The organism is Cupriavidus sp. 05L411 (assembly GCF_056398045.1).
The window spans coordinates 43,763-65,010 of record NZ_JBFTOQ010000022.1; the positions used below are offsets into that span (position 1 = coordinate 43,763).

The following is a 21,248-nucleotide window of genomic DNA, read 5'->3' on the forward strand; positions in this document are numbered from 1 at the left end:
CCGCCCGGACACAAACGCGGTGACCATCGTCACCGGCTTCGCCCCGGTTCCGGTGGACGTCCTGGCGGCTCGGCTTAGGTCGCAAAAGGGCGGCCCGAAGCGCGCCCTGAAAAACTGACAAACCTGGGGCAAAAGGAACTTCAGCCGTGCGGTCGCAACCGGCACCCGCTCCCCACTCTGCTGGCTGGTATCCACCCTCTTTCAGAAGGGTACTGAAATTGCTGTACTGCAGCACACTTACCAACGGCAACTCGATCGACCCTGTTGTTGCCATCCCTTGAGGGTGTAGGCGATCTCCCCGGCCTACACCCCTTTTTCCCTTTCTTCACTCCGTTTGAAGGGCCAGGACGTGTCAATCCAGGGGCGTTTTCAAAAAACGAATCCCCCCATCAGAGGGGATGAAAATAATAGATACGCCGTAATACCTGGCATTCCATCGTTTTTATGTCAGACATTAAAATATTGCAATGTGTGCCACAAATGATCTCGGATATAGTGCGTCGCAGCAATTGAATATTTAGCATTTTATTTATTTCATATCGATTTACCGTGGGAAGTAACTCGGAATATGAACAGATCAGGCCGACAGGCATGAACTGGCTATTTTCAGTTTCCAGCACCGTCTAAGACAAATACAACGAGCGAGGCCGCAACCGGCGCGGGAGGGGGAACCACCGCACCGTGTAGCCGACCTGCCGGACACATTAAACAACCACGCGGCACACGCGGCGCTGCAAGCGCCGGGCGGCACGTTGTGGAATCGGTGAAAACGGGGTCCCACCAGAAGGTAGGGGGCAAAAAGTGCAGCACACAGGGGTATTCACGCGTCAGGAACTGGACAATTACTTTGCCTCGTACGTAGGGATGGAAGGCGGAAACCCGAGGGCCAATCTCTGGATCTGCGACAGAAGCCCGCATCCCTGGTACGAGCGCCTGGCGGGGCCGTTACGGCCGCGCACGGAGCCACCGGCATGGGATACGGCGTTTCGCGCGAAACATCGGGAAGACATGGGCAAATGGCTGAACCACCAGCGCATTGCCCGCATCATGGCCGCGGCGCGCGCGCAAGCGCTCGGTATCCGGCTGGATGACAATGACTGGAAGGCGTACTACCGGGACGAGCTCTACGCACCCGACGGCGCGCAATTCAAGCTGAACCTGTTTCCCTTGCCTGTCATGCTCGATGGCCTGACACCCTGGTCCAAAGTGTTCCGCGGCCAGTCCGAGCTCGTGCCCAAGGATCGCTACCTGGACCTGTGCCGGCATGGCGGGCGATTCCGCTTCCTGCGTACGCTCTGCGCGCACTGGCGGCCCAAGGTGGTCGTCTGCATCGGCTATCGCCAGGCTGACGACTTCGTACGCGCATTTGGGCTCGAGCAGGTCGCATGTGAAGAGCGGCAATTGCAGCCGGCAGACCAGGTAAGGCTCCTGCACATCTACAAGAGGGATGGCACCACGTGGATCGTCTGCCCCGCACTGGCGGGTAGCGCGGGGCTGACCTCCGACGTGCAGCTCAACGCGTTCGGCAAGCTGCTCGGCGCCAGCCTGGCGCCGAGCGACTTCGATCACCCTTGCGCGGCGGCACGCGGTCCGGGCAGATTGCCGGAGAGCCTGAATGCGCTGTTGGCCGGAAATGCATCTGGCGGACTGCCCAGCGGCGGATATCCTGCCCAACGGCATCACCACCCTGACCCAGGGGACGCGCGCCAACCCCGATCCAATTTCGTACCCCAGGCCATGTAGCCGCCGGAGCCATGGTTCAGCCCGCCGGCCACGGCCATGCGCCTGGAAAGCCCGGCACGCCTGATGACACCAATAGCGCCGGGCGTAGGGAGCCAATGTGCCTTCCAGGCGACCGGATCCATGCTTCCAGAAGCAGCAAGCTTGCGCCGGGCCTACGGATTACGCCTATATTCAAAGACCGAACCAAGCGCACGGACAGGGGGCAGCCATGGATCCTGAAGCCTTTGCCGGTCTCCTCGCCCGCGAGGGGTTCCGGGAAGTCGTCACCGTCACCCGCGAGGCTAACGGATCTCTTGACGTCCATGCGCATCCCTTCGAAGCCAGGGCGCTGATTCTCGAAGGGATGCTTTACCTGGCCACCGAAGGCGAGGAACAAGCCTTCCGGGCCGGGGATGAATTCCACTTGCGCGCCAACGAAGCGCATTCGGAGCGCTACGGGCCACAGGGCGTGAAGTACATGGTCGGCAGGAAATAGCGCGCCGCGGCTGCCGGCCGCCCGTCGGGATTTGCACCAGCTGGCCAACTCATGCGAACATCCTCCGTTTTTGGGAGCCCGGCCCATGAAACGCTCGACCTTGCTCGCATCGCTAGCCCTGCTCACGCTGACCGTGGGGCAGCCCGCCCTCGCGGACACGCTGAAGAAGCCCCGCCTCGACGCACTTGCCGCCGCCGCGCAGGCCAGCCCGCCAGCCGATTTCAACGCATTCCTGAGTGCGGCAGCCAAGGCCGATCCTTCGCTGGCAGGCAGTGTCGCCGCCTATCGAAAGCGCGCGCCGCTGCACGGCGACGACCTGACCAATATCGGGCGCTTGCTGGGCCTCTATAACCGGATTCACAACCACCAGGCGGTGATCGGCGCCATTGAGCGCATGGTGGCCTTGCGCACCGTGCGCGACGACAAGATCCCGCAGCACGAGAACCCCGCCATCATCGCCTTCGGCAACCTGGTGGAAGGCATGGCCAAGGACTTCGGCCTCACCTTCCGCAATGTCGACAACCGCGTGTTCGAAGTCACGCTACCGGGCACCGGCAAGGAAGAATTCGGCTTGCTTACCCATGCCGACGTCGTCCCTGCCGTGGCGGACGAATGGGTGCTGGACGACGGCACCAAGCTCGATCCGTTCAAGGTCACGCGCGTGGGTGATTATCTGTACGGCCGCGGCACCATCGACGACAAGGGCTCGATTGCCACCGTGCTGTACGCGATGAAAACCGTGAAGGAAAGCGGGCTGAAGCTCAACCGCACCATCCGGCTGATGATCGAGACCACCGAGGAGACGGGCGGCGACGGCATGAAGTACTACCGGCAGCACACCAAGCTGCCCGAGTACAACATCGTGCTCGACAGCAAATACCCCGCCGTGGTGGCCGAGAAAGGCTCGGGCAGCCTGAAGGTGTTCTTCCCCGTGCAGGCCACCGACGGCAACGCCACCGCCATCGTCGGCATGAGCGGCGCAGCCGCCGCCAACGCCGTGCCGCAGACCGCGAGCGCGCAACTCAAGGGCGGCGACCTGAACGCGGCCCGCGCCCGGCTTGAAGCCGCACGCGCCGCCTTTATCGAGAAGTACTCGCCGCAGGGCAAGTTCGCCATCGATATCACCCAGCGCGCCGACAGCCTGGAGGTCAAGGTCACCGGCAGTTCCGCCCACGGCTCCCGGCCCGAGGAAGGCGTGAATCCCCTGCCGCGCCTGACGCTGTTCCTGCGGGAATCCGGCATCGCGCTGGCCGACAACCACTACGCCCGCGCAGCGAAGTACCTCGACGACCTGTATGGCACGGGCTACCTCGGCGAGAAGATGGGCGTGGCCTACAAAGACGACTTCATGGGCCCGCTCACCCTGTCGCCCAACCTCGTCCAGGAAAAAAATGGCCAGCTGGAAGTCACCACCAACGTGCGCATGCCGCGCGGCAACACGCCGCAAGCGCTGTCCAAGGCCATAGCCGACAAGATCAACGCCTGGGCTGCCGCCAACCACGCAACGCTGACCATCGGCCACGACCAGGGCGACTGGATGGCACGCGACCCTAAAGGCGCGTGGCTGTCCACGCTGCTCAACATCTTCGGCGACACCACGGGGCTGGAAGCCAAGCCCGTGCCCACCGCCGGCAGCACCACCGCCAAGCTGATGCCAAATGCCATCAATTTCGGCCCCGCCATGCCCGGCAAGAAGTACACCGCGCACAACGCCAAGGAGTACAAGGAAGTCGCCGACCTGGACCTGGACATGCAGATGTTCACCGAGATGCTGATCCGCATCGGGGATCTGAAGACGATGCAGTGAGGCTGCTGCTGCGGCGACCGGGGGCCGCATTGCGTTGCAAACAGCGCCGCCCCGCAATCCCGTGCCATCTGCACGAACATCGCTCGCGAGAGCGTGTCGGTCGGCGGAATCGCCTTCTTGGCGAATTCCTGCGTCACCGCGGCATGTTCATCGTTGCGTTGCGGATTCGTGCACTGATTGCCCGTACGCCAGCAGGATCCGGATGCGTGCCGGGGTTGCAGTTCATCCGCCAAAGCCCTGCCACGCGATCCGGGGCTCTGGCAAGTACCTCCATGGCGAGACAACCGCCGTATGCGGTACCGGCCACGATAAAGCGGCCTTTGACCTGGGATAGCAGAAGATTGGCACTCGCGGCGAAACTCTCCTCCGCGAGGATTTTGACTTCCGGGTCGACGATATCCGACAAGCCTTCAAGCTGGGCGCGATACAAGCGCGCGTCACACGGCATGGCAGGCAAGAGGATCAGTGGGAGCATATTGCGCATTGGACGCGTAAGTATCTACCCATCAAATCGCCACATGCCTCGGCGTGTGCGCGTCCAGATCGATTTCCTGCTACGCCGGCTGGGCCTATCTGCTTAGCAATCACGCTTGGCACGACGATGGAAACGCTCGCCATCCTGAATCATGGCCGCCACGGGCAACCACCCCGTTGAACACGGCCCTGCCCCCTCATGTGAGACGAAACGTCGGTTTTTGTGAGACACAGCGTCAAGTGACGAAACGATAACTCTGCAAAAATTGGCGCCGGTTCGTGGTACGCGCCACCCATCTAGCAAGAGCGCGGCCCCGGGCCTGAGTGGCACGCGACCTTCGATGGCAAGCACGACTCGCTTGCCGGCACCTGGCCGCGCACGACCAGGCCACCCCAAGGGTTCTCGATAGCAGCCCGGCAGCGCAGCTTGTGTGCGGCGCAGCGCCGCGGCTTGCCGACACCATGCAGTTCCTGCGGGATGCGCCCGGTGCGAGCCATAGCGTACTGAAAACACAATATTGAAGGCGGGAAATCTCATGCTGAAAAGTAGGACGACATTAATATCGCTGACACTCCTGGCCGCCGCCGCGCTCGCGGCATGCGGGGGCGACAATCCAGAGAACGCGGCCGCGAACGCTCAGACGCCCGCCGCGCCCACGCCCACGCCGGTGCCTCCGGCGTCCACCTGCGCCGAAACCGGCGTGGATGCGAAGTTCGCCTGCCAGACCGGGGCCACGGAGCCGCTCTACATCTACCAATGGGCGCTCAAGCAGGCCACCAGCTACTTCAAGTCTTTCTCAGGGATCGCGGATGGCGTCACCGATCTCAACGTGGAAGACGTGCATGCCGCGGGCATCAAAGGCCAGGGCGTCAATGTCCTGGTGCTCGACGACGGCGTCGATATCGGCAATGAGGACCTGGCCGCCAATGTGAACAGGTCGATGACTTACAACTTTGACGACGGCACCAACAACCCCACGCCCGCCGATATCCCCAATAACATTGCACAGGCCCATGGCACCCATGTGGCCGGCATCATCAGCGCGGCGCAGAACGGGAAAGGCGTGATTGGCATCGCGCCCCGCGCCACCCTGGGCGGCGCGCGTTTCATCGGCACCGCGAATGCCAATATCTTGCAGGCCTACGGCGGTGCCGACTGGTCCAGGAATGCCCACATCATCAATGCATCGTACGGAGGCAATCCCGTGGTGCCGGACGAGTACGACACTGAATCCGGGAGCAGTTCCGTCATCAGGGCCTTTCCAAATCTGAGAAGCGGCAAGGGCCTGGTCATGGTGAAGGCCTCAGGCAATGAGTACAACAACACCGGGGGCGACAATCCCAGGTTCTGCCCCAATATCGATGGGATAAGCGGCGTCATCAGTTGCGAGAATCCCGCGAACGACACAGAGGCGCTGGAGCCGGGCGTCATCCTGGTCGGCGCGGCCAACGCCAAGGGCATCAAGTCAAGCTACTCCAACGCCGGGGCGGTCAACTGGATCACCGGGCTTGGCGGTGAATTCGGAGAAGCGGGGCAATACGGAGAGCTCGGCTCCGGCCCGATGATCTTCTCGACCGACCTGACCTCTTGCGCGAGAGGCTATAGCCGCAACTTCCTGGAACTCACCAACGCATTCAGCATTGGCGGCAGCGCAACCAACAAGAAAGATAACCCGAACTGCGACTATTCCAGCATGAATGGCACCTCGGCCGCCACCCCGACCATTTCAGGGGTGGTTTCACTGATGCTGGCGGCAAATCCAAACCTGACGTGGCGAGACGTGCGCGAGATTCTGCGCGTAACCGCCAGGAGAATCGATCCGGACTATGGCTCGCGCAACAACCGGAATCTCCGGCTTGACCTGAAGCAGGGGACATTCACCGCCAGCGAAGATGCCAGCCTCGTCGATGGCAGCCAAACGGCACGGCTGGACCTGGGCTGGCAAAAGAATGCCGCGGGCAACTACTACTCGAACTGGTACGGCTTCGGCCTGGCGGATGCCGCGGCCGCTGTCAGGCTGGCGAAGGCATACAGTGCCTACAAGCCGGCAACCCTGGCCATTGGCGACTTCACCAAGGCGTTCGCCGATAGCGCCCAGCTCAAGTACGGCTCGGTCCAGAAACTGGGGCAGTTCACGGTCGGCGGCAATGACAAGGTGGATGCCCTGCAGCTGAGACTGAGCGGCTCCATCTGCGTCGGCAGCGTTGGCGTTTTTGTCAAATCGCCCTCCGGGACCATTTCCGCACTCGCTGTTCCATACAACAGCTACTACAGCACGGGCGTTCCGGAAGTGAAAAGCTACGGGCTAGGCAGCTATGCATTCCATGGCGAGAACGCCGCCGGGAATTGGGAGGTGTATGCGGTCAGCGTGATGCCGGCCACCGCTGCGCCCGGCACGTGCAGCAGTTTCCAGCCGGAAGCCGATGGTGTCAGCGTCAAGCTCGGCAAGCCCTTGGCTGTTGAATACCGTGTGATTGCCGCGAAATAACGGGGCGAGGAGAATAATGATGAAAATGAATTTGTCCTTCAGGGTCTTGCTGTGCGGCGTCGCGGCGCTGGCCACCACGCTGTGCTACGCGGGCGCGTCGACTTACGTGGCTGGGCAACAGCTGTCGCCCGCCCAATTGAAGAGCCTTGCGGGCACCACGGTCGTTCGCCTTGGCAGCCAGTCGTTCCAGACGCTGCCGGCCTCGGCCGCAGCGAAAAGCGCGGGAGCCGTGGGCAGTGCGGTGACGCTGGTCGTCAACGATCGCGGTGTTGTGGGCGAAAGCCGCAACGAGGTGGTTGTTTCGCAAGTGTCGACCCAGGAAGTCCAGCAGACGATCGGCAAGCTAAGCCACGCCGCAATCGGGGTCCAGTACTTCGACCACATGCGCATCAGCCAGTTGACGTTTGCTACGTTCCAGGACGCGGTCAGCGCCAGGGAACAGCTCAAGACCCTGCTTGCGCCAGGGGCCACGGTCGATGTTCCGATCCGGTATGGCAAGCCCAAGGTGCGCTGAGCCGGCTTTCGCGGCCGGAGCCACCCCTTCTTGCCGCGTTTGAAGACCCCGGCTGCCTCGGGCCCTGTCGTTGTCACGGTACGTGCCTGGCGTGCTACATGCAGTGCGGCGGGCAGGTGATCGACATCGAGGGCTGAGGCCTTGCTATCAGGCGCCGGCGCCGATGGCGGTGATTTCGCTGCGGAGGCTCTCCAGCCATTCGTTAATGGTGGCAGCTTCGCTGCCGCTGGCCGACGCCGCTGGCCAGTTGTTGCGGGGACGCTCCGCGAGCGCGCGCACCTCCCGCGGACTCAGGCTGAAGCGGCGGCGAAAGGCGCGGCTGAACGTGCTCTCATTGGAATAGCCGTAACGATATGCCAGCTCGGCGATACTGAGCCCGCTGCCCTTGGATCGGGCCAGTTCATCGAAGCAGCGATCCAGCCGCCTGCCCTGGATGTAGGCGTTCACGCCGCCGTCGCTCTCGAACAGCCGGTAGAGGCTGGCTCGCGACAGGCGAAAGACGCTGGCAACCTGCTCCGGCGAGAGCGCTTCCGTGGCCAGATGTTGTTCGATGTAGCGCCGTACCAGCTTGCGCATGCTGCGGCGTGCCGCCGTTTGCACTTCGGGCTCGCTATCGCGCAGCTTGGCGCCGCTGCCCTCCAGCATGATCAGCGCCGCGGTGACCGATGCGGCCATCTCCTGCGCTGTCAGGCTGGCGCCGGCCAGCATGAGTTGCGACAGGTGAGACGCCAGCAAGCGTGTGGAACCCTGGCCGGCATCCAGCACGGTGCCGTGCAGGTTGCAGCTCCTCAGCGCGGCGGGAAGGCGGTCGCGCGGCACGGTGAGGGTGATGTTCGAGAACGCCGGCGTCCGGCTATCCAACGTCCGCCCCAGGTCGAGCAGGCTGATCGATCCCTCGCTCGCATGGAACGGCCGGTTGCCATACTCGCCCTGAACGCCGCCCGTGACGTAAAGCTGGATCAGGATGTGGTCGATATTGCTGCGCCGGATCTCGACGCTGCCCCGCTTGAAGCGATGCGCCACGGAGCCCCCGACACGGGCGATCAGGCTGTCGCCCAGATGGACGCCCTTCAGTTCGGCCGAAAACGCGTCGGGCGCGGCGCCAATTTCGACGTCAAAGAGCGGCGATAGCGCTGCGCGCCAGAGTTCGCCGGCGTCGGGAAGTGCCCGCCCATCAAGCCGGACATGCACTTGCGGCGGCGGCGTCGCCGCGCCGCCGCCAGCCTGCGCGCTGGTTTCGGACTCCGCTGTCATCTGTGCTGATGCTGGGCCTGCCACGCGATTCCTTTTTTTTGGGGGAGCGGTAAAAGGCTTCGGCGCGCTGCGCATCGGCACCCTGTCCGCCCCACCCGGGTGTGATGCCATGCCGTAGCGTGCGCGCTGGTGCCGCTGCAGGGCACATGATATCGAATGGACGAGGCCATGCGTTAGCGCGGCGGCTTGCTCCAAAAAAAACGCCCCACCGGGACCGCGTGGGGCGTTGCCTGACTGTGCGATGTCTGGGCGTTACACCGGCACGTCCTTCATCGGGTCCGGTTTCCGGTTATCGAACCAGCGATACAACGTAGGCACCATCACCAGCGTCAGCAGGGTCGAGGTGATCAGCCCGCCGATCACCACCACCGCCAGCGGGCGCTGCACTTCGGAGCCCGGGCCGGTGGAAAACAGGAAAGGCACCAGCCCCAGCATGGCGATAGTGGCTGTCATCATCACCGGGCGGAAGCGCTGGGTCGCGCCCTGGATCACGGCCTGGTCCAGCGACAAGCCGGAGTCACGCAACGTGCGGATGTACGACACCAGCACCACGCCGTTGAGCACCGCCATGCCCCACAGGGCGATAAAGCCCACCGAGGCCGGCACCGACAGGTACTCGCCGGTGACGAACAGGCCGATGATGCCGCCGATGGAGGCGAACGGCAGCACGGTGATGATCAGCGTGGCAAAGCGCACGGAGTTGAACAGCAGGAACAGCAGGAAGAAGATCGCGGCGATGGTCACCGGCACGATGATCTTCAGGTGGCCCATGGCGCGTTCCATATTCTGGAACTGGCCGCCCCACTCCAGGTAGTAGCCTTCCGGCAGCTTGACCTTGGCGTGCGCAGCCTGCTGCAGCTCGGCGACGAAGCCGCCGAGGTCGCGGTCCTTCACGTTGATCATCACCACCACGCGGCGCTTGGCCATTTCGCGGCTGATCTGCGCGGGGCCGTCGGTGACCTCGATCTTGGCCACGCTTTGCAGCGGCACCTGGGCGCCGTTGGGCGTGGCCACCAGCAACTGGCGGATGGCCTGCACGTTGTCACGGAACGCCTCGGGCAGGCGCACTGCCGCGGCAAAGCGGCGCTCGCCTTCGAAGATGTCCGTGGCGCGCTTGCCGCCGATGGCGATCTCGATGATGTCGTGGATGTCGGAGGCATTGAGCCCATAACGCGCGATGGCCTGGCGATCGATCTCGATCGACAGGTATTGCTGCCCGGAGATCCGCTCGATGCGGATGTCCTGCGAGCCCTGGATGCCGCCGGCAACCCGCGCGATCTCGCCGGCCAGCTCGCGCAGCTTGTCGAGGTCGTCGCCGAACACCTTCACCGCCACGTCCGAGCGCACGCCGCTGACCATCTCGTCGACGCGGTCGGAAATCGGCTGCGCCATCACGATCTGCACGCCGGGAATGGCCTTGAGCTTCTCGCGGATGGCGTTGGCGATATCGTCCTGGGTCCAGCCGTCGGGCCACTCGTCGCGGTCCTTCAGGCTGGCAATCGGCGTCGATTCGTTCTGGCCCTGCGGGTCGGCCGGGCTCTCGCCGCGGCCCACGCCGGACACCACCGACTTCACGCCGGGCACCGACAGCACCAGCTTGTTGGCTTCCATCTCCAGCTTGACCGATTCCTCCAGCGAGATGTTAGGCACGCGGTCCAGCGCCGGCACGATCGAACCTTCCTTCATCTCGGGGATAAAGGAGGTGCCCAGCAGCGGCACGATGGCTACGGTGGCCATGAACGCCACCACCGCGCCAATCACGGTCTTGCGGCTATTGTTCAGCGCCCAGTGCAGCATGCGCAGGTAATGGCGCTTCATGAAGGCAATCAGCCAGGTATCGTGCTCCGCGCCGCCCTTGAGCAGGTAGGACGACAACACCGGCGAGAGCGTCAGCGACAGGAACAGCGAGATCGCCAGCGCAATCGAGATGGTGAACGCCAGCGGCGCGAACATCTTGCCTTCCATGCCGGTCAGCGTCATCAGCGGCAGGAACACCAGGATGATGATGCCCACGCCGACGATCACGGGCGTGGCCACTTCCTGCACCGCCTTGACCAGGATCTCGGTCTTGCTCATGCCGCTCTTGTCGCGGTGGCCGAGCCGCTCGAACGCGTTCTCCACCACCACCACCGAGCCATCCACCATCAAGCCGATGGCGATGGCCAGCCCCCCGAGCGACATCAGGTTGGCCGACAAGCCCACCTGGTTCATCACCATGAAGGTCATCAGCGGTGTCAGCACCAGCGTGGCCAGCACGATGACGGACGAGCGCACATCCCCCAGGAACAGGAACAGCACGATCACCACCAGCACCACGCCTTCGAGCAGCACCTTGGTGACCGTCCACAGCGCGGAGTCCACCAGCTCGCTGCGGTCGTAGTACGGCACGATCTGCAGCTTGCCCGGCAGCATGCCGCGCTCGTTGATCTCGGCCACGCGGGCCTTGACGCGGCTCACCACTTCCTTGGCGTTGCCGCCACGCATCATCATCACGATGCCGCCGACCGACTCGGTCTCGCCGTTCTTGACCAGCGCGCCCTGCCGTACTTCATGGCCGATGGTCACGTTGGCCACATCCCGCACATAGACCGGCGTGCCCGCGACCTCCTTGAGCACGATGCTGCCGATATCCTCCACGCCCCGGGCCAGGCCCACGCCGCGGATCAGGTACTGCTCGGCGTAGTGCGGCAGCACGCCGCCGCCGGAGTTGGCGTTATTGCGCGCGAGCGACTGGTAGACCTGCTGCAGCGTGACCTGGTAATGCCGCATGCGGTCCGGGTTGACCAGCACCTGGTATTGCCGGACGAAGCCGCCCTGCGAGTTGATTTCCGCTACGCCCGGGATCGAGCGCAACAGCGGGCGCACCACCCAGTCCTGCGCGATGCGGCGCTCGGAGAGTTCCTCGGTCGTGAGCGCGCGGTTGCCGTCGTCGACGCGGTCCAGCGTGTACTGGTAGACCTCGCCCAGGCCGGTGGAGACCGGGCCGAGCACCGGCGTCACGCCCTCGGGCATGCGCCCGGCCACCTCGATCAGGCGCTCCATCACCAGTTGCCGCGCGAAGTAGACATCCGTCGCATCGGTAAACACCAGCGTGATCAGCGACAGGCCCGCCTTGTTGAGCGAACGCATTTCTTCCAGGCCGGGCAGCCCGGTCATGGCCATTTCCACCGGCACCGTGACAAAACGCTCCACTTCCTCCGGTGAGCGGCCGGTGGCTTCGGTGGCGATCTGCACCTGCACGTTGGTGACGTCGGGGAAGGCATCCACCGACAGTTTGGTTGCCGCGCGCAGGCCAAAGAAGAACAGCACCACCGCCAGCACGCAAACCACCAGCCGCTGTTTGATGGCGGCTTCCACAAGGGATTTCAGCATGATCGATTACCCCTGTTCCAGGCGCTTGCGCTCGTTGTCGAGGTGGAAGGCACCATCCACCACGATGCGCTCGCCCGCCTTCACCCCGCTTTGCACCACGCGCATGCCGTCGCTCTCGGCGCCCAGCTTGACCTTGACCTGGCGGTACAGGCCGCCGGCCTGCTCCACGTACACCAGCTCGTCGTTGCCGTCGCGCACGATGGCGGATTCCGGGATCACCAGTTGCTCGGATGCAGCGCTGGCAATCAGCATGCTGGCCAGCATGGCCGGCTTCAGGCGCCCTTCGCGGTTATCCAGCTCGGTGCGGACCAGCACGGTGCGCGTTTGCGGATTCACGGTGCGGCCCACGTAGATGAGCTTGCCGGTGATCTGCTTCTGGCCCGCGCCGTTGCCAAGGGACGGCACCTCGATGTCCACGCTCTGGCCCTCGGCCACCAGCGCGGCCTGCTGTTCGGGCACTTCCGCCACCACCCACACGCGCGACAGGTCGGCCACGGTGTAGAGCGCATCGGCCGGCTGCACCACCTGGCCTTGCGCGACGTTGCGCTCCACCACGGTGCCGCTGATGCTGGAGAACACCGGCGAGTAGGAATCGATGCTGCCGCTCTTGGCCAGTTGCGCCACCGCGGCGGCCGACATGCCAAGCACGCGCAGCTGGTCGCGATAGGCGCGCATCTCGGCCGAGGAAATGGCCAGCTCGCTCTCGCGGCGTTGCAGCTCGCCGCGGCCGATCACGTCGGCGGCGAACAGCTGGCGCGCGCGCTCGGCGTTGCGGGCCTGCAGCTCGGTCTGCGCCTCTGCCTTGAGGAAGGCCATCTGGGCCGCGCCCAGCTCGCTGCTATGCAGGCGGGCGAGCACCTGGCCCGCCTTGACCTCCTGGCCCAGGATGCCGTAGAGATCCGTCACGCGGCCGGTCACGCTGGCGCCAATGCGCGCCACGCGCTGCTCGTCGAAATCGATGCGTCCGGACACGCGCAGCACTTCGCTGAACGGGCTGGCAGCCACCGCGGCCACCTTCAGGGTTTTTTGCAGCGTCTCTTCCGGCTTGACGACGCCGGGCGGCTGCTTGGGCGGCTCGGCGGCCGGTGCGGGTTCATCGGAGCAGCCAGCGAGAGAAAACAGCAGGGCTGCGGTTGCCGTCAGGGAAAGAAGAAAATGGGGACGCATGCTTATTTGGTTTCCGTAGATGCCGGGGGGGCCGTGGGTACGGACGGGGCCGTGGGTGCCGCGGTCTGCCCGGGCACGCTCGACAGCAGCTTCTCGATCTGGATGGTGGCGGCCTGCAGCTCGAACTGCGCGGCAATCAGGTCGCTGCGCGCGCCGCGCAGCACGCGCTGCGCATCGAGGTAGTCGAGGATGCCGCGCTCGCCGAAGCGATAGGCCGACTCGGCCACCGCCAGCGCGGATTCGGCCTGGCGCACGATGCCGCCCTCCAGCGCGCTGACCTGCGACTGCGTGATCTCGTACTGGCGGTAAGCCGATTCCAGCTCCTGCGTGAGCTCGAACTCGCGGGCCTCCAGCGCCGTGCGGGCCTGGATCGCCTGCGCGGTCGCCTCGCCCACCGGGCCGCTGCGGCGGTCCCACAGCGGGATAGTGAGGACCAGGCCAACCTGCGAGACCGTGTTGTCCGGCTGGCGCTCTGCGCTGGCGCGCACTGCCAGCTCGGGCAGGCGCAGCGAGCGCTGGTAGTCCACGGCCAGGCTGGCGCGGTCCGCTTCCAGGCGGCGCTGGGTCAGCTCAGCGTTGGCGCCGGTCAAGGTGTCGCGCAGCATCGGCAGGGCCGGCAGCGCGGCGGGCTGGCTCAGGCTGCCGGACAGCGAATAGGCCGCCGGCATGGCGCCGCCCACTTGCTGGCGCAGCGCCGCCTTGGCCTGGTTGACGCGCAGCTGGGCGCTCTGCAGCGTCTTCTGCGCGCTCAGCAGCTCGGTCTCGGCCTTGATCAGCTCATAGCGCGGCGCTTCGCCCACCTCCACCCGCAGCCGGGCGCGGTCCTGGATCTGCCGCATCATGGCCAGGTCTTCCTTGGCCGCGGCCAGCTCCATCTCGCGCCGCAGCACATCGAAGTACGACGTCTTGACCCGCGCCGCCAGGTCCGCGCGGAACGCCTGGCGGCCGGCTTCGGTGGCCTCCAGGCTGCGCCCTGCGATCTCGGCGCGCAGCTTGCGCTGCTGCGGATAGTCCAGCTTCTGGGTGATAGCCATGGTCGGCGCGGCGCCACCGGTCACACCGGAAGTGCGCGGCGACAGCCGGCCGTACATCACCTCGACCTGCGGATTGGGATAGGCACGCGCGCTGGTCACGGCGGCGCTGGCGGCATCGACGCCGGCCTGCGCCGCCTCCACGCCTTTGTTGGTGGACTGCGAAAGGGACAGCAGTTGCGGCAAGGTGAACGTTTGTGCCGCGAGAGCCGGCAAGGCTCCGAGCGACAGCAACGCCACCATGGAAAACATAGTGATCTGTTTGATCTGCATGACAAATGGGGGCAGGCGAAACGGCTGCGCGCCCGCCGCCGGCGCACGCGAAAAGCGCGCGCCAACGGTCAGCCAGCGATCGCTGACGCGATCGGGCCAAGGCGCCCAGGCAATAGGAACGCAGCCCGGGCGCGCAAGGAGCGCGCCGGGGTTGCCAGGGCTGTCAGATCAGGGAGATGGGGGGCTTGAAGAACGCCGCGGGCAAAGGATCCGGGCGTGCGGGCAGCTGTTGCGCGATCTCGTTGGGGGGCAACGACACACGCACGGTGGGCAGCGCGAAGAGCGCGCTGGATTCTTCGATCTCGTCGAGCATGTCGAGGGGGTCGAGCAGGTCGGCGGACCAGATCTCGCAGTAGCCGGGAGGATCGTCCTCCTCCTCCGCCGCAGCCGCCATTGCATCACCCGCCAGGCCATCGTCGCCCGGCGCCACAACGCGCTCCAGGCCGGCACTGCCGTCCAGCTCATCGAGCGTGCGCGAGAACGCCGGTTCGGTAATCGGGAGTTCGGCGCGTACAGGAACAAATGCGGGATCAAATGCAGGCCCCGACATACCGGCGTGCGTGTTCGCCGCTGCCCCGAAGGACAGCGCAGACAAGCACAAAACGGTGATCAGGAGCAGCAGGGATCGCATGAATCGGGGTAGAACGACAAAGGCCGAACCGGCGCAGATGGTGATAAATCAGCCACCCGGCGCCGATGGTGCACCACAGCATTGTAACGCGGATGTAAGTCATAGACCGCCAAAGGGCCGGTGCGTTCCGGTCAAGCGCGACAAAAGTTGCTTGCGTGCAGGACGGGCTGGAACGGGCTGCCGGCCCCGCTATGCGGGCGCTGCCATCGGGGGCCGCAGCGCCGCGCTCTCGATCTCTGTCAGCCACAGGATCAGTTCCCACCAGCGTGAGGCGGTGTTCTCGCCCTGCCCGCCGCCAAAGCCCTCCAGCGCTGCCTCGATGCGCAGCGCCGTCTCCGCCAGCCCGGCGCGCGACAACGCCGCGGCTAGTTCGCGAGCCCGCTCAAGCGCGGCCGGACGCTGGTTGCGCAAGCCCTGGCGCAGCCACTGCGCCAGCAGCGCCAGCGCGGCGCCGGCCAGGGCTGCATGCGGCACCGGTGCGGCCGCGACGCAGGCCGGCATGGCGCCGGGGCTGGCGGGTTCGGTCGCCAGCACCACGGCGCGAGCCTGGGTCATCAGGGCCAGCGGCTCCATCTCCAGGGCGCCGCCAATCACACGCACCGTGCCCGCCACGCGCTGGATGGCGTCGCCTCCCGCCTCGGCAGTGCGCAGCACGCTTGCCAGCGCGTCGACAGCGCCGGGCGCGCCGCTGCCGTGGCGGCAGCGCAGCAGGCAGCGCTGGCCATCGGAGTCGAGCAGGCTGGCGAGCAAGGTCTGCGCGGCGGCGTCCCAGCCCCATTGCTCCACGGCCATCACGTCCAGCACGTGCAGGTGCCCGATGGCCTGGCGCGGCAGCAGGCAGGCGGGCGCGGCTTGCGTGAGGTGCTGGCGCAATGCCGCCACCGTGGCAAAGGCCAGCGGCGGCCGCAGGTCGTTCCAGGCTTGGGCGGAGAGCGGCAGCACATTGGTCTGGCGCGCCGCACTGCCGATCTCCAGCAAGCCGTTGGCGCGGCGGCGCGCCGCGCGCGTGACCACCTGGCTGGCGGCCAGCCGGCCCATCGGGTTGCCCGCCACGCGCCGCTGCACCAGCGGCACCGGCGGCGCGGCGCCCTCCGACCTGGGCCAGCTGCGCTCGAGCGCGACGACGCCCATGGTGTCCGGGTCCGCGAAGGCGATGGAGACCCCGCAGGCCGCATCGGGATGGTCGCCGTCGTCCCACATGACGGCGCCCAGCGAAACCAGCTTGAGGTGGTCGAGCGCGACTTCGCCCTTGACGCCAAGGCCGAGGATCTGGCGCGCCGGCARCAGCGCCCCGGGCTGCCCGCCGGCCGGTCCGGCGGTGCTGGCGGTGCTGGCGCCATCGGCCGATAGCGCGGCGGCCAGCCGGCCTTGCAGGCACGCCAGCGCGTCCAGCAGGCGGCGCGGGTCATAGCGGGCACTGCGGTTGTGCTGGTCGTCGAGCTGCGCCGCCAGCGCGTCGACGTCGGCGCTGACCCAGGCCGCGCCGAAATCGGCGGCCAGGCTGCGCATCAGACCCAGGCGCGGGGCGAGCGCCAGCGGCGCCTGGGCCGTGCCTTCCGCCCACAGTTGCCGCGCCAGTGCATCGGCCGCGGCGGCAAGGGCACGCAGCGCTTCGGCATCGGCCTGGCGTGTATCGGCATCGGCGGCGTCCGGCTGCGGCGGCGCGATCTCCACGGTGGCATCGACCTGGCCGCGATGGCGGCCGGCCGCAGCGCGAAAGGCCCAGACCGCCAGCGCCACGTGGGCGCAACTACTGCCCTCCTGGCAATCGCAACGCGCGTGGCCAAGGCTGTGGCGCGAGAAAAACCGCACCGTGCACATCGGCAGGTGCGCGGTGGGCACCGGCGCTTCCACGCGCCAGCCGGCCAGCCGCGCCACCGGCCGCGCGCGTGCCAGCTCGGCGGCCTGGCGCAGCGTGGCCGGGCGCAATGCGGCTTGCAACGCGGCATCGTCGAAATCCGCCGGGGACCATGGGCCGCCGGCCAGCCCTTCGGGCGTGGTGACGGGCGTGGTGACGGGCGTGGCGAGGGGCGTATGGGCGCTGCCCTCTTCCACGCTGGCCTGCGTGCCCTCGCCCCCTGGCTGATCCACGCTGGGCACATCCCGGCAGGCCTGCTGGTAAGCCAGCACCAGCAGGACGCGGTGACGGCAGAGGCCCGAGGCAATGCAGCTACAGACCGCATCGCGCAGCGCGCGGCCTGCGGCAAGGCTGGTGCGGGTGCCATCGGCGTAGGCGGCATGCAAGGTGCCATCGGCATCTTGCGCAAGCTCGGGCGCCTTGCCCTCGGCCATTTCCTTCTGCGCACGCTTGACGAAGCCGGCATTGGCCAGCGCCACCAGCGCTTCGGGCGTCAGCTCCAGGAGATCGGCGCGGTCTRCCCTCATGCGACCAGCCCTCCGGGCACTTGCCCGCCGGCCTTGCCGGAGACTTTCTCGGCCAGCCAGGCGGCCAGCTCGCCGGGCGTCATTGCGGCCACGTGGGCGCCTTCGCGCACCAGGCGGGCTGCCAGTTCGCGGTTAAAGACCGGCTCGGCGCGCGCATCCAGCGCGGCCAGGCCGAGCACGGTCACGCCGGCGCCGACCAGCGTCTTGACGCGGCGGACCAGTTCATAGTCGCTGCCGCCCTCGTAGAAATCGCTGACCAGCACCACGATGCTGCGTGCCGGCGTGGCGATCTGCGCCTGGGCATAGGCCACGGCCCGCGCGATATCGGTGCCGCCACCAAGTTGCACGCGCATCAGCAACTCAACCGGATCGGCCACGTCGGCGGTGAGGTCCACCACCGCGGTATCGAACGCCACCAGCCGCGTGCGCATGCCCGGCAATTGCCACAGGCAGGCGGCCATCACCGCGGCATGGATCACCGAGTCCACCATCGAGCCGCTCTGGTCGACCAGCAGGATGATGTCCCACGATTGCGCGTGGCTGCGCACGCGGCTGAAAAATGCCGGCGCCTCCACGAACAGCTTGCCGCGCTGCGGGTCCCAGCGATGCAGGTTCTCGCGCAAGGTACGCCGAAAATCGAAGTTGCGGGCGATGCGCACGCGCGAGCGTCTTCGCCGGTCGCGCGTGCCGGCGAAGGCCTGGCGCACTTCGGTGGCGAGCTTTTCCATGATGCGCCGGACCACCTCGGCCACCAGCTTGCGCGCGGCGGCCAGCACCTCTGGGTTCATCAGGTGCTTGGTGTGGAGCACCGCGCGCAGCAGCGCTTCGGACGGCTCGATACGCTCCAGCACTTCGAGGTTGGTGACGACTTCGTCGATGCCGTAGCGCTCCACGGCGTCCTGCTCCAGCCGCTCGATCACTTCGCGCGGAAAGAGGCGGTGGATCTCGTTGATCCAGTCCGGCGTGGTCAGTTGCGAGGCGCCGCCGCTGCCGGTGCGCTCGCCGCGCCGCGCGCGCTCGGGGTCGCGGCCATAGAGCCAGTCGAGGGCGGCGTCGGCCGCAGCGGCATCGGCATCGAGCTCGCCCAGCGCGGGCTGCGCGGCTTCGCCCAACAGCAGGCGCCAGCGTTGCAAGGGATCAGGCAGGTGCAGGCTCATGGCGCGGAGGGCTTCGGGTTGGGATCGGGGGCCGCGCCGACGGGCACGCCCCAGTAACGCAGGCGCGCCGTCACGGCGGCCTCCAGCAAGCGCGCGGCGGCAATGTCCACCGGATCATGCGCGCCCAGCGGCGCGGTGAGCGAGCGCTCGCCATAGGCTTCGCCGCCACGCAGAGCCAGCACCTGGCGCGCCAGCGCGCCGCGCTCCGCCGGCGGCAGCCAGGCAAAGGCCATGCGCATGGCGGGCAGCGCCTGCACGAAGGCCTCGTCATCGAGCTGCTGCAACAGGCCGTCGAGCCCGCTGGCAAACCCACCGGCATCGGTCAATACATCGCGCGCCAGTGCCAGCAGGCCGGCCAGCGCATCACCGATGCTGGCCGGCGGCAAGCCCGCCAGCAGGCGCAGTGCGCCCGCGATGCTGTTGTCGTCGCCGCAGCCGTCTTGCGGCGCAGCCGGCTCGTCCAGGCTCGCCAGCGCACCCAGCGCCGCGCCACGGCTGGCAGCCGCCGCCTGCGGGTCGCGCGCCTTGCGGCGCCACACAGCCAGGGCACGCTGCGGATCGAGCGCGGACAGCGGCTGGCCATCGCCGAACGCGCCATTGCGCACGTCGCGCACCACATCGCGCACCGCACGGAAAGTCAGCAGGTGTGCCTGCTGCTCGGCGCTGGCCACCTGGCCCGGCAGGTCGAGCAGCCACAGGGCGCGCTCGACCGCGGCCGCCACCACCGTATGCAACACCGGCGCGCCGGCCATGCCGAGTACCTGGCCATGGCGCAGCAAGGCATGGAGCAGCCCCAGCGCCTCGCCCAGCGCCTCGAAGCGGGAGGCCGCGCCCACCGCCCGGCCCAGTTCGGCGAGCGAGGCGGCGCCGGCTTCCGGCAGCCCGGCGAACGCGGCATCGTTGAGCAGCGCTGCCAGCGCCGCCAGCTTGCCCGCGGCGTTGCGCAGCGTTTCCTCCAGCCGGGCGCGCGCGGCGTCGTGCAGCGTGGCGCCATAGGCGCCGGCCTCGATCAACGCGGCACGCTGCTCCAGCGAGCCAAGCAGCCGCCAGTGCTCCTCGCGCTCGCCGGACAGCGCCAGCGACGGGCCCCGCTCGCGCTGGATCCCGGGCAACGCCAGGATGCGCAGCCGGTGCAGGCTGCGGCTGCGCTCGCGGTCAGCGGTTTGCAGCAAGTCCAGCTTGAGCTGCAGCGCACGGCCCGGCTGCAGCACGATACCGTGCGCAGCCAGCTCGGCGTCGACGGCATCGCCCAGCGGCGGCTGCGGCGTGCCGGCCGCCAGCACGCCAACCTGGTCGCCGGCCAGCACGTCCATCAGTTCGACCAGCACGGGATCGGTGCCGCGCAGCAGCGGGCCGCGATAGGTCCACGGCAGTGGCGCGTCGAGGGCGTCCTTGATCAGGGTGGCGGCGCTGGCGTCGAGCCAGTCGCAGCGCAAGGGCTGGGCATGGCCGCGCAGCATCGCCAGGCCGTGGGCATGCGCGTGCAAGGCCTTGAGATCGGCGGTGGAAGCGGGAAGCTTCTTCTCGCGCAGGCGATGCATGGTGCGGGCGAGGGCCAGCTTGCCGGCTTCGGCGCTGCCGTGCTGCCACACCCAGGACTGGTACATCGGCGACGGCATGCCGGAGGCATAGCCGGCGAAGGCGTCGAGCCGCTTGCTGGTGTAGGGCACGAGGTAGCTGCCGCTGCGCACGGGCGCTGCGCCGTCTTCAACGTCGGCGGCTACCTCTGGCTGCGGCACGGGGGGGGGCTCGCTGCCAGCTGCCTCGGCATGCGCGCGCCATAGCGCGCGCAGTGCGGGCGCGTGATAGCCGCCGCAAACGACCAGCACCGGCGCGCCCTGCGCCTGGCCCATGGCCCATGCAATCCAGCGCGCCATCATGGCCTCGCGCTCGGCATTGGCGGGGGAGCCGGGATCGTCGCCGCGCAACTGGCTAAAGTGCGTATCCAGCGCTGCGGCCAGCGCCGGCAGCRGCATCTCGCTCTCGAACAAGTGCTCCCACAACGCGTCGCGGCCGTCGATGCCCAGCGTGGTGCACAGTGCGGCCTCGTAGTCGGCAGCGCGCTCGGCGTGATGTTCGTCGTCAGCGTCGGCGTAGCGGTTGGTGCGCCCGGACAGTGCATCGTGCCAGGCCGGCAGGTCGATAAAGCGGGCCTGCGCGCCGATGCGCCCGGCGCCCTGCAACGCCACCCATTCCGGCGAGTATTCGCAAAACGGCGTCCACGAGCCGCGCTGCGCGCCAGGGCCCGACAAGTAGCTGAAAATCGCCACCGGCAAGCGGTGCGGCAGGTGCAGCTCCGCTTGCCGCGCGTTGAAATCCGCCGGGCCTTCGATCAAGACGAAGCACGGGCGCAGCGTGTCGATGCGCTCGGCCACCAGGCGCGCGCAGGCGGGGCTGTGGTGGCGCACGCCGATCACATGCGGCTCGGTGTGCGGCATGGGGGTCGGCGCTGTCATCGGCCCGGGGCTGCGCGGCG

The 21,248-nt window shown here is 67.1% G+C and carries 14 protein-coding genes; 5 read left to right on the forward strand and 9 right to left on the reverse strand.

Translation table 11 applies throughout. The features are described 5' to 3' along the window. Positions 1-1,008 precede the first annotated feature (1,008 nt). The 3 genes from AC1DQR_RS24020 (at position 1,009) to AC1DQR_RS24030 (ending at position 4,025) form a co-directional block, all read left to right on the forward strand. On the forward strand, positions 1,009-1,743 hold the full coding sequence (locus AC1DQR_RS24020) for an XpsR family transcriptional regulator (RefSeq protein ID WP_416050653.1): 735 nt from the start codon (positions 1,009-1,011) through the stop codon (positions 1,741-1,743). Positions 1,744-1,951: 208 nt separating this feature from the next. Beyond that, the gene (locus AC1DQR_RS24025; protein WP_416050654.1) at positions 1,952-2,218 is read left to right on the forward strand and encodes a cupin domain-containing protein; all 267 of its coding nucleotides are present in this window, start codon (positions 1,952-1,954) and stop codon (positions 2,216-2,218) included. A gap of 85 nt (positions 2,219-2,303) precedes the next feature. Continuing rightward, positions 2,304-4,025 (forward strand): dipeptidase, encoded by a 1,722-nt coding sequence (locus AC1DQR_RS24030; RefSeq protein WP_477133920.1) that lies wholly within the window; start codon positions 2,304-2,306, stop codon positions 4,023-4,025. A gap of 133 nt (positions 4,026-4,158) precedes the next feature. On the opposite strand, the gene AC1DQR_RS24035 is transcribed toward AC1DQR_RS24030, so the two are convergent. Beyond that, complete coding sequence (locus tag AC1DQR_RS24035) at positions 4,159-4,509, reverse strand: alpha/beta fold hydrolase (RefSeq protein ID WP_477133921.1); 351 nt, start codon at positions 4,507-4,509, stop codon at positions 4,159-4,161. A gap of 829 nt (positions 4,510-5,338) precedes the next feature. Here AC1DQR_RS24035 and AC1DQR_RS24040 point away from each other — a divergent pair. Together AC1DQR_RS24040 and AC1DQR_RS24045 are read left to right on the forward strand one after the other, a co-directional pair. Continuing rightward, the gene (locus tag AC1DQR_RS24040) at positions 5,339-6,988 is read left to right on the forward strand and encodes a S8 family serine peptidase (RefSeq protein WP_477133922.1); all 1,650 of its coding nucleotides are present in this window, start codon (positions 5,339-5,341) and stop codon (positions 6,986-6,988) included. A gap of 16 nt (positions 6,989-7,004) precedes the next feature. Then, positions 7,005-7,502 carry a hypothetical protein gene (locus tag AC1DQR_RS24045; protein ID WP_416050659.1) on the forward strand — a complete coding sequence of 166 codons (498 nt, stop codon included), beginning with the start codon at positions 7,005-7,007 and terminating at the stop codon, positions 7,500-7,502. 147 nt (positions 7,503-7,649) lie between these two features. Here AC1DQR_RS24045 and AC1DQR_RS24050 read toward each other — a convergent pair whose 3' ends face one another. From AC1DQR_RS24050 to AC1DQR_RS24085, 8 genes are all read right to left on the reverse strand, one after another. Continuing rightward, positions 7,650-8,951, reverse strand: coding sequence for a helix-turn-helix domain-containing protein (locus tag AC1DQR_RS24050; protein ID WP_477133923.1), 1,302 nt, complete (start codon positions 8,949-8,951; stop codon positions 7,650-7,652). 57 nt (positions 8,952-9,008) lie between these two features. Next, entirely contained in the window at positions 9,009-12,128 is a 3,120-nt protein-coding gene (locus AC1DQR_RS24055; protein WP_477133924.1) for an efflux RND transporter permease subunit, read from the reverse strand. A 6-nt stretch (positions 12,129-12,134) separates the two neighbouring features. Beyond that, a complete protein-coding gene (locus AC1DQR_RS24060) occupies positions 12,135-13,295 on the reverse strand; it encodes an efflux RND transporter periplasmic adaptor subunit (RefSeq protein WP_416050662.1) in 1,161 nt (386 codons plus the stop codon). 2 nt (positions 13,296-13,297) lie between these two features. Further along, positions 13,298-14,569, reverse strand: a complete 1,272-nt coding sequence (locus tag AC1DQR_RS24065) for a TolC family protein (RefSeq protein WP_477133946.1) — start codon at positions 14,567-14,569, stop codon at positions 13,298-13,300. A gap of 193 nt (positions 14,570-14,762) precedes the next feature. Then, positions 14,763-15,230 carry a cobalt-zinc-cadmium resistance protein gene (locus AC1DQR_RS24070; protein ID WP_477133925.1) on the reverse strand — a complete coding sequence of 156 codons (468 nt, stop codon included), beginning with the start codon at positions 15,228-15,230 and terminating at the stop codon, positions 14,763-14,765. Between the two features lie 189 nt (positions 15,231-15,419). Next, positions 15,420-17,615: an SWIM zinc finger family protein gene (locus AC1DQR_RS24075; protein ID WP_477133926.1), complete on the reverse strand. Its 2,196-nt coding sequence runs from the start codon at positions 17,613-17,615 to the stop codon at positions 15,420-15,422. Then, positions 17,612-18,772 (reverse strand): VWA domain-containing protein, encoded by a 1,161-nt coding sequence (locus AC1DQR_RS24080; RefSeq protein WP_416050665.1) that lies wholly within the window; start codon positions 18,770-18,772, stop codon positions 17,612-17,614. The genes AC1DQR_RS24075 and AC1DQR_RS24080 overlap by 4 nt, the downstream gene beginning before the upstream one ends. Beyond that, positions 18,769-21,228, reverse strand: coding sequence for a DUF5682 family protein (locus AC1DQR_RS24085; RefSeq protein WP_477133927.1), 2,460 nt, complete (start codon positions 21,226-21,228; stop codon positions 18,769-18,771). Before AC1DQR_RS24085 ends, AC1DQR_RS24080 begins: the two co-directional genes overlap by 4 nt. Positions 21,229-21,248 lie beyond the last annotated feature (20 nt).

Coding starts and splice junctions, on each gene's coding strand:
- AC1DQR_RS24020 (WP_416050653.1), top strand. CDS start 1,009: ATGGGCAAATGGCTGAACCACCAGCGCATTGCCCGCATCATGGCCGCG.
- AC1DQR_RS24025 (WP_416050654.1), top strand. CDS start 1,952: ATGGATCCTGAAGCCTTTGCCGGTCTCCTCGCCCGCGAGGGGTTCCGG.
- AC1DQR_RS24030 (WP_477133920.1), top strand. CDS start 2,304: ATGAAACGCTCGACCTTGCTCGCATCGCTAGCCCTGCTCACGCTGACC.
- AC1DQR_RS24035 (WP_477133921.1), bottom strand. CDS start 4,509: ATGCGCAATATGCTCCCACTGATCCTCTTGCCTGCCATGCCGTGTGAC.
- AC1DQR_RS24045 (WP_416050659.1), top strand. CDS start 7,005: ATGATGAAAATGAATTTGTCCTTCAGGGTCTTGCTGTGCGGCGTCGCG.
- AC1DQR_RS24055 (WP_477133924.1), bottom strand. CDS start 12,128: ATGCTGAAATCCCTTGTGGAAGCCGCCATCAAACAGCGGCTGGTGGTT.
- AC1DQR_RS24060 (WP_416050662.1), bottom strand. CDS start 13,295: ATGCGTCCCCATTTTCTTCTTTCCCTGACGGCAACCGCAGCCCTGCTG.
- AC1DQR_RS24065 (WP_477133946.1), bottom strand. CDS start 14,569: ATGGTGGCGTTGCTGTCGCTCGGAGCCTTGCCGGCTCTCGCGGCACAA.
- AC1DQR_RS24070 (WP_477133925.1), bottom strand. CDS start 15,230: ATGCGATCCCTGCTGCTCCTGATCACCGTTTTGTGCTTGTCTGCGCTG.
- AC1DQR_RS24080 (WP_416050665.1), bottom strand. CDS start 18,772: ATGAGCCTGCACCTGCCTGATCCCTTGCAACGCTGGCGCCTGCTGTTG.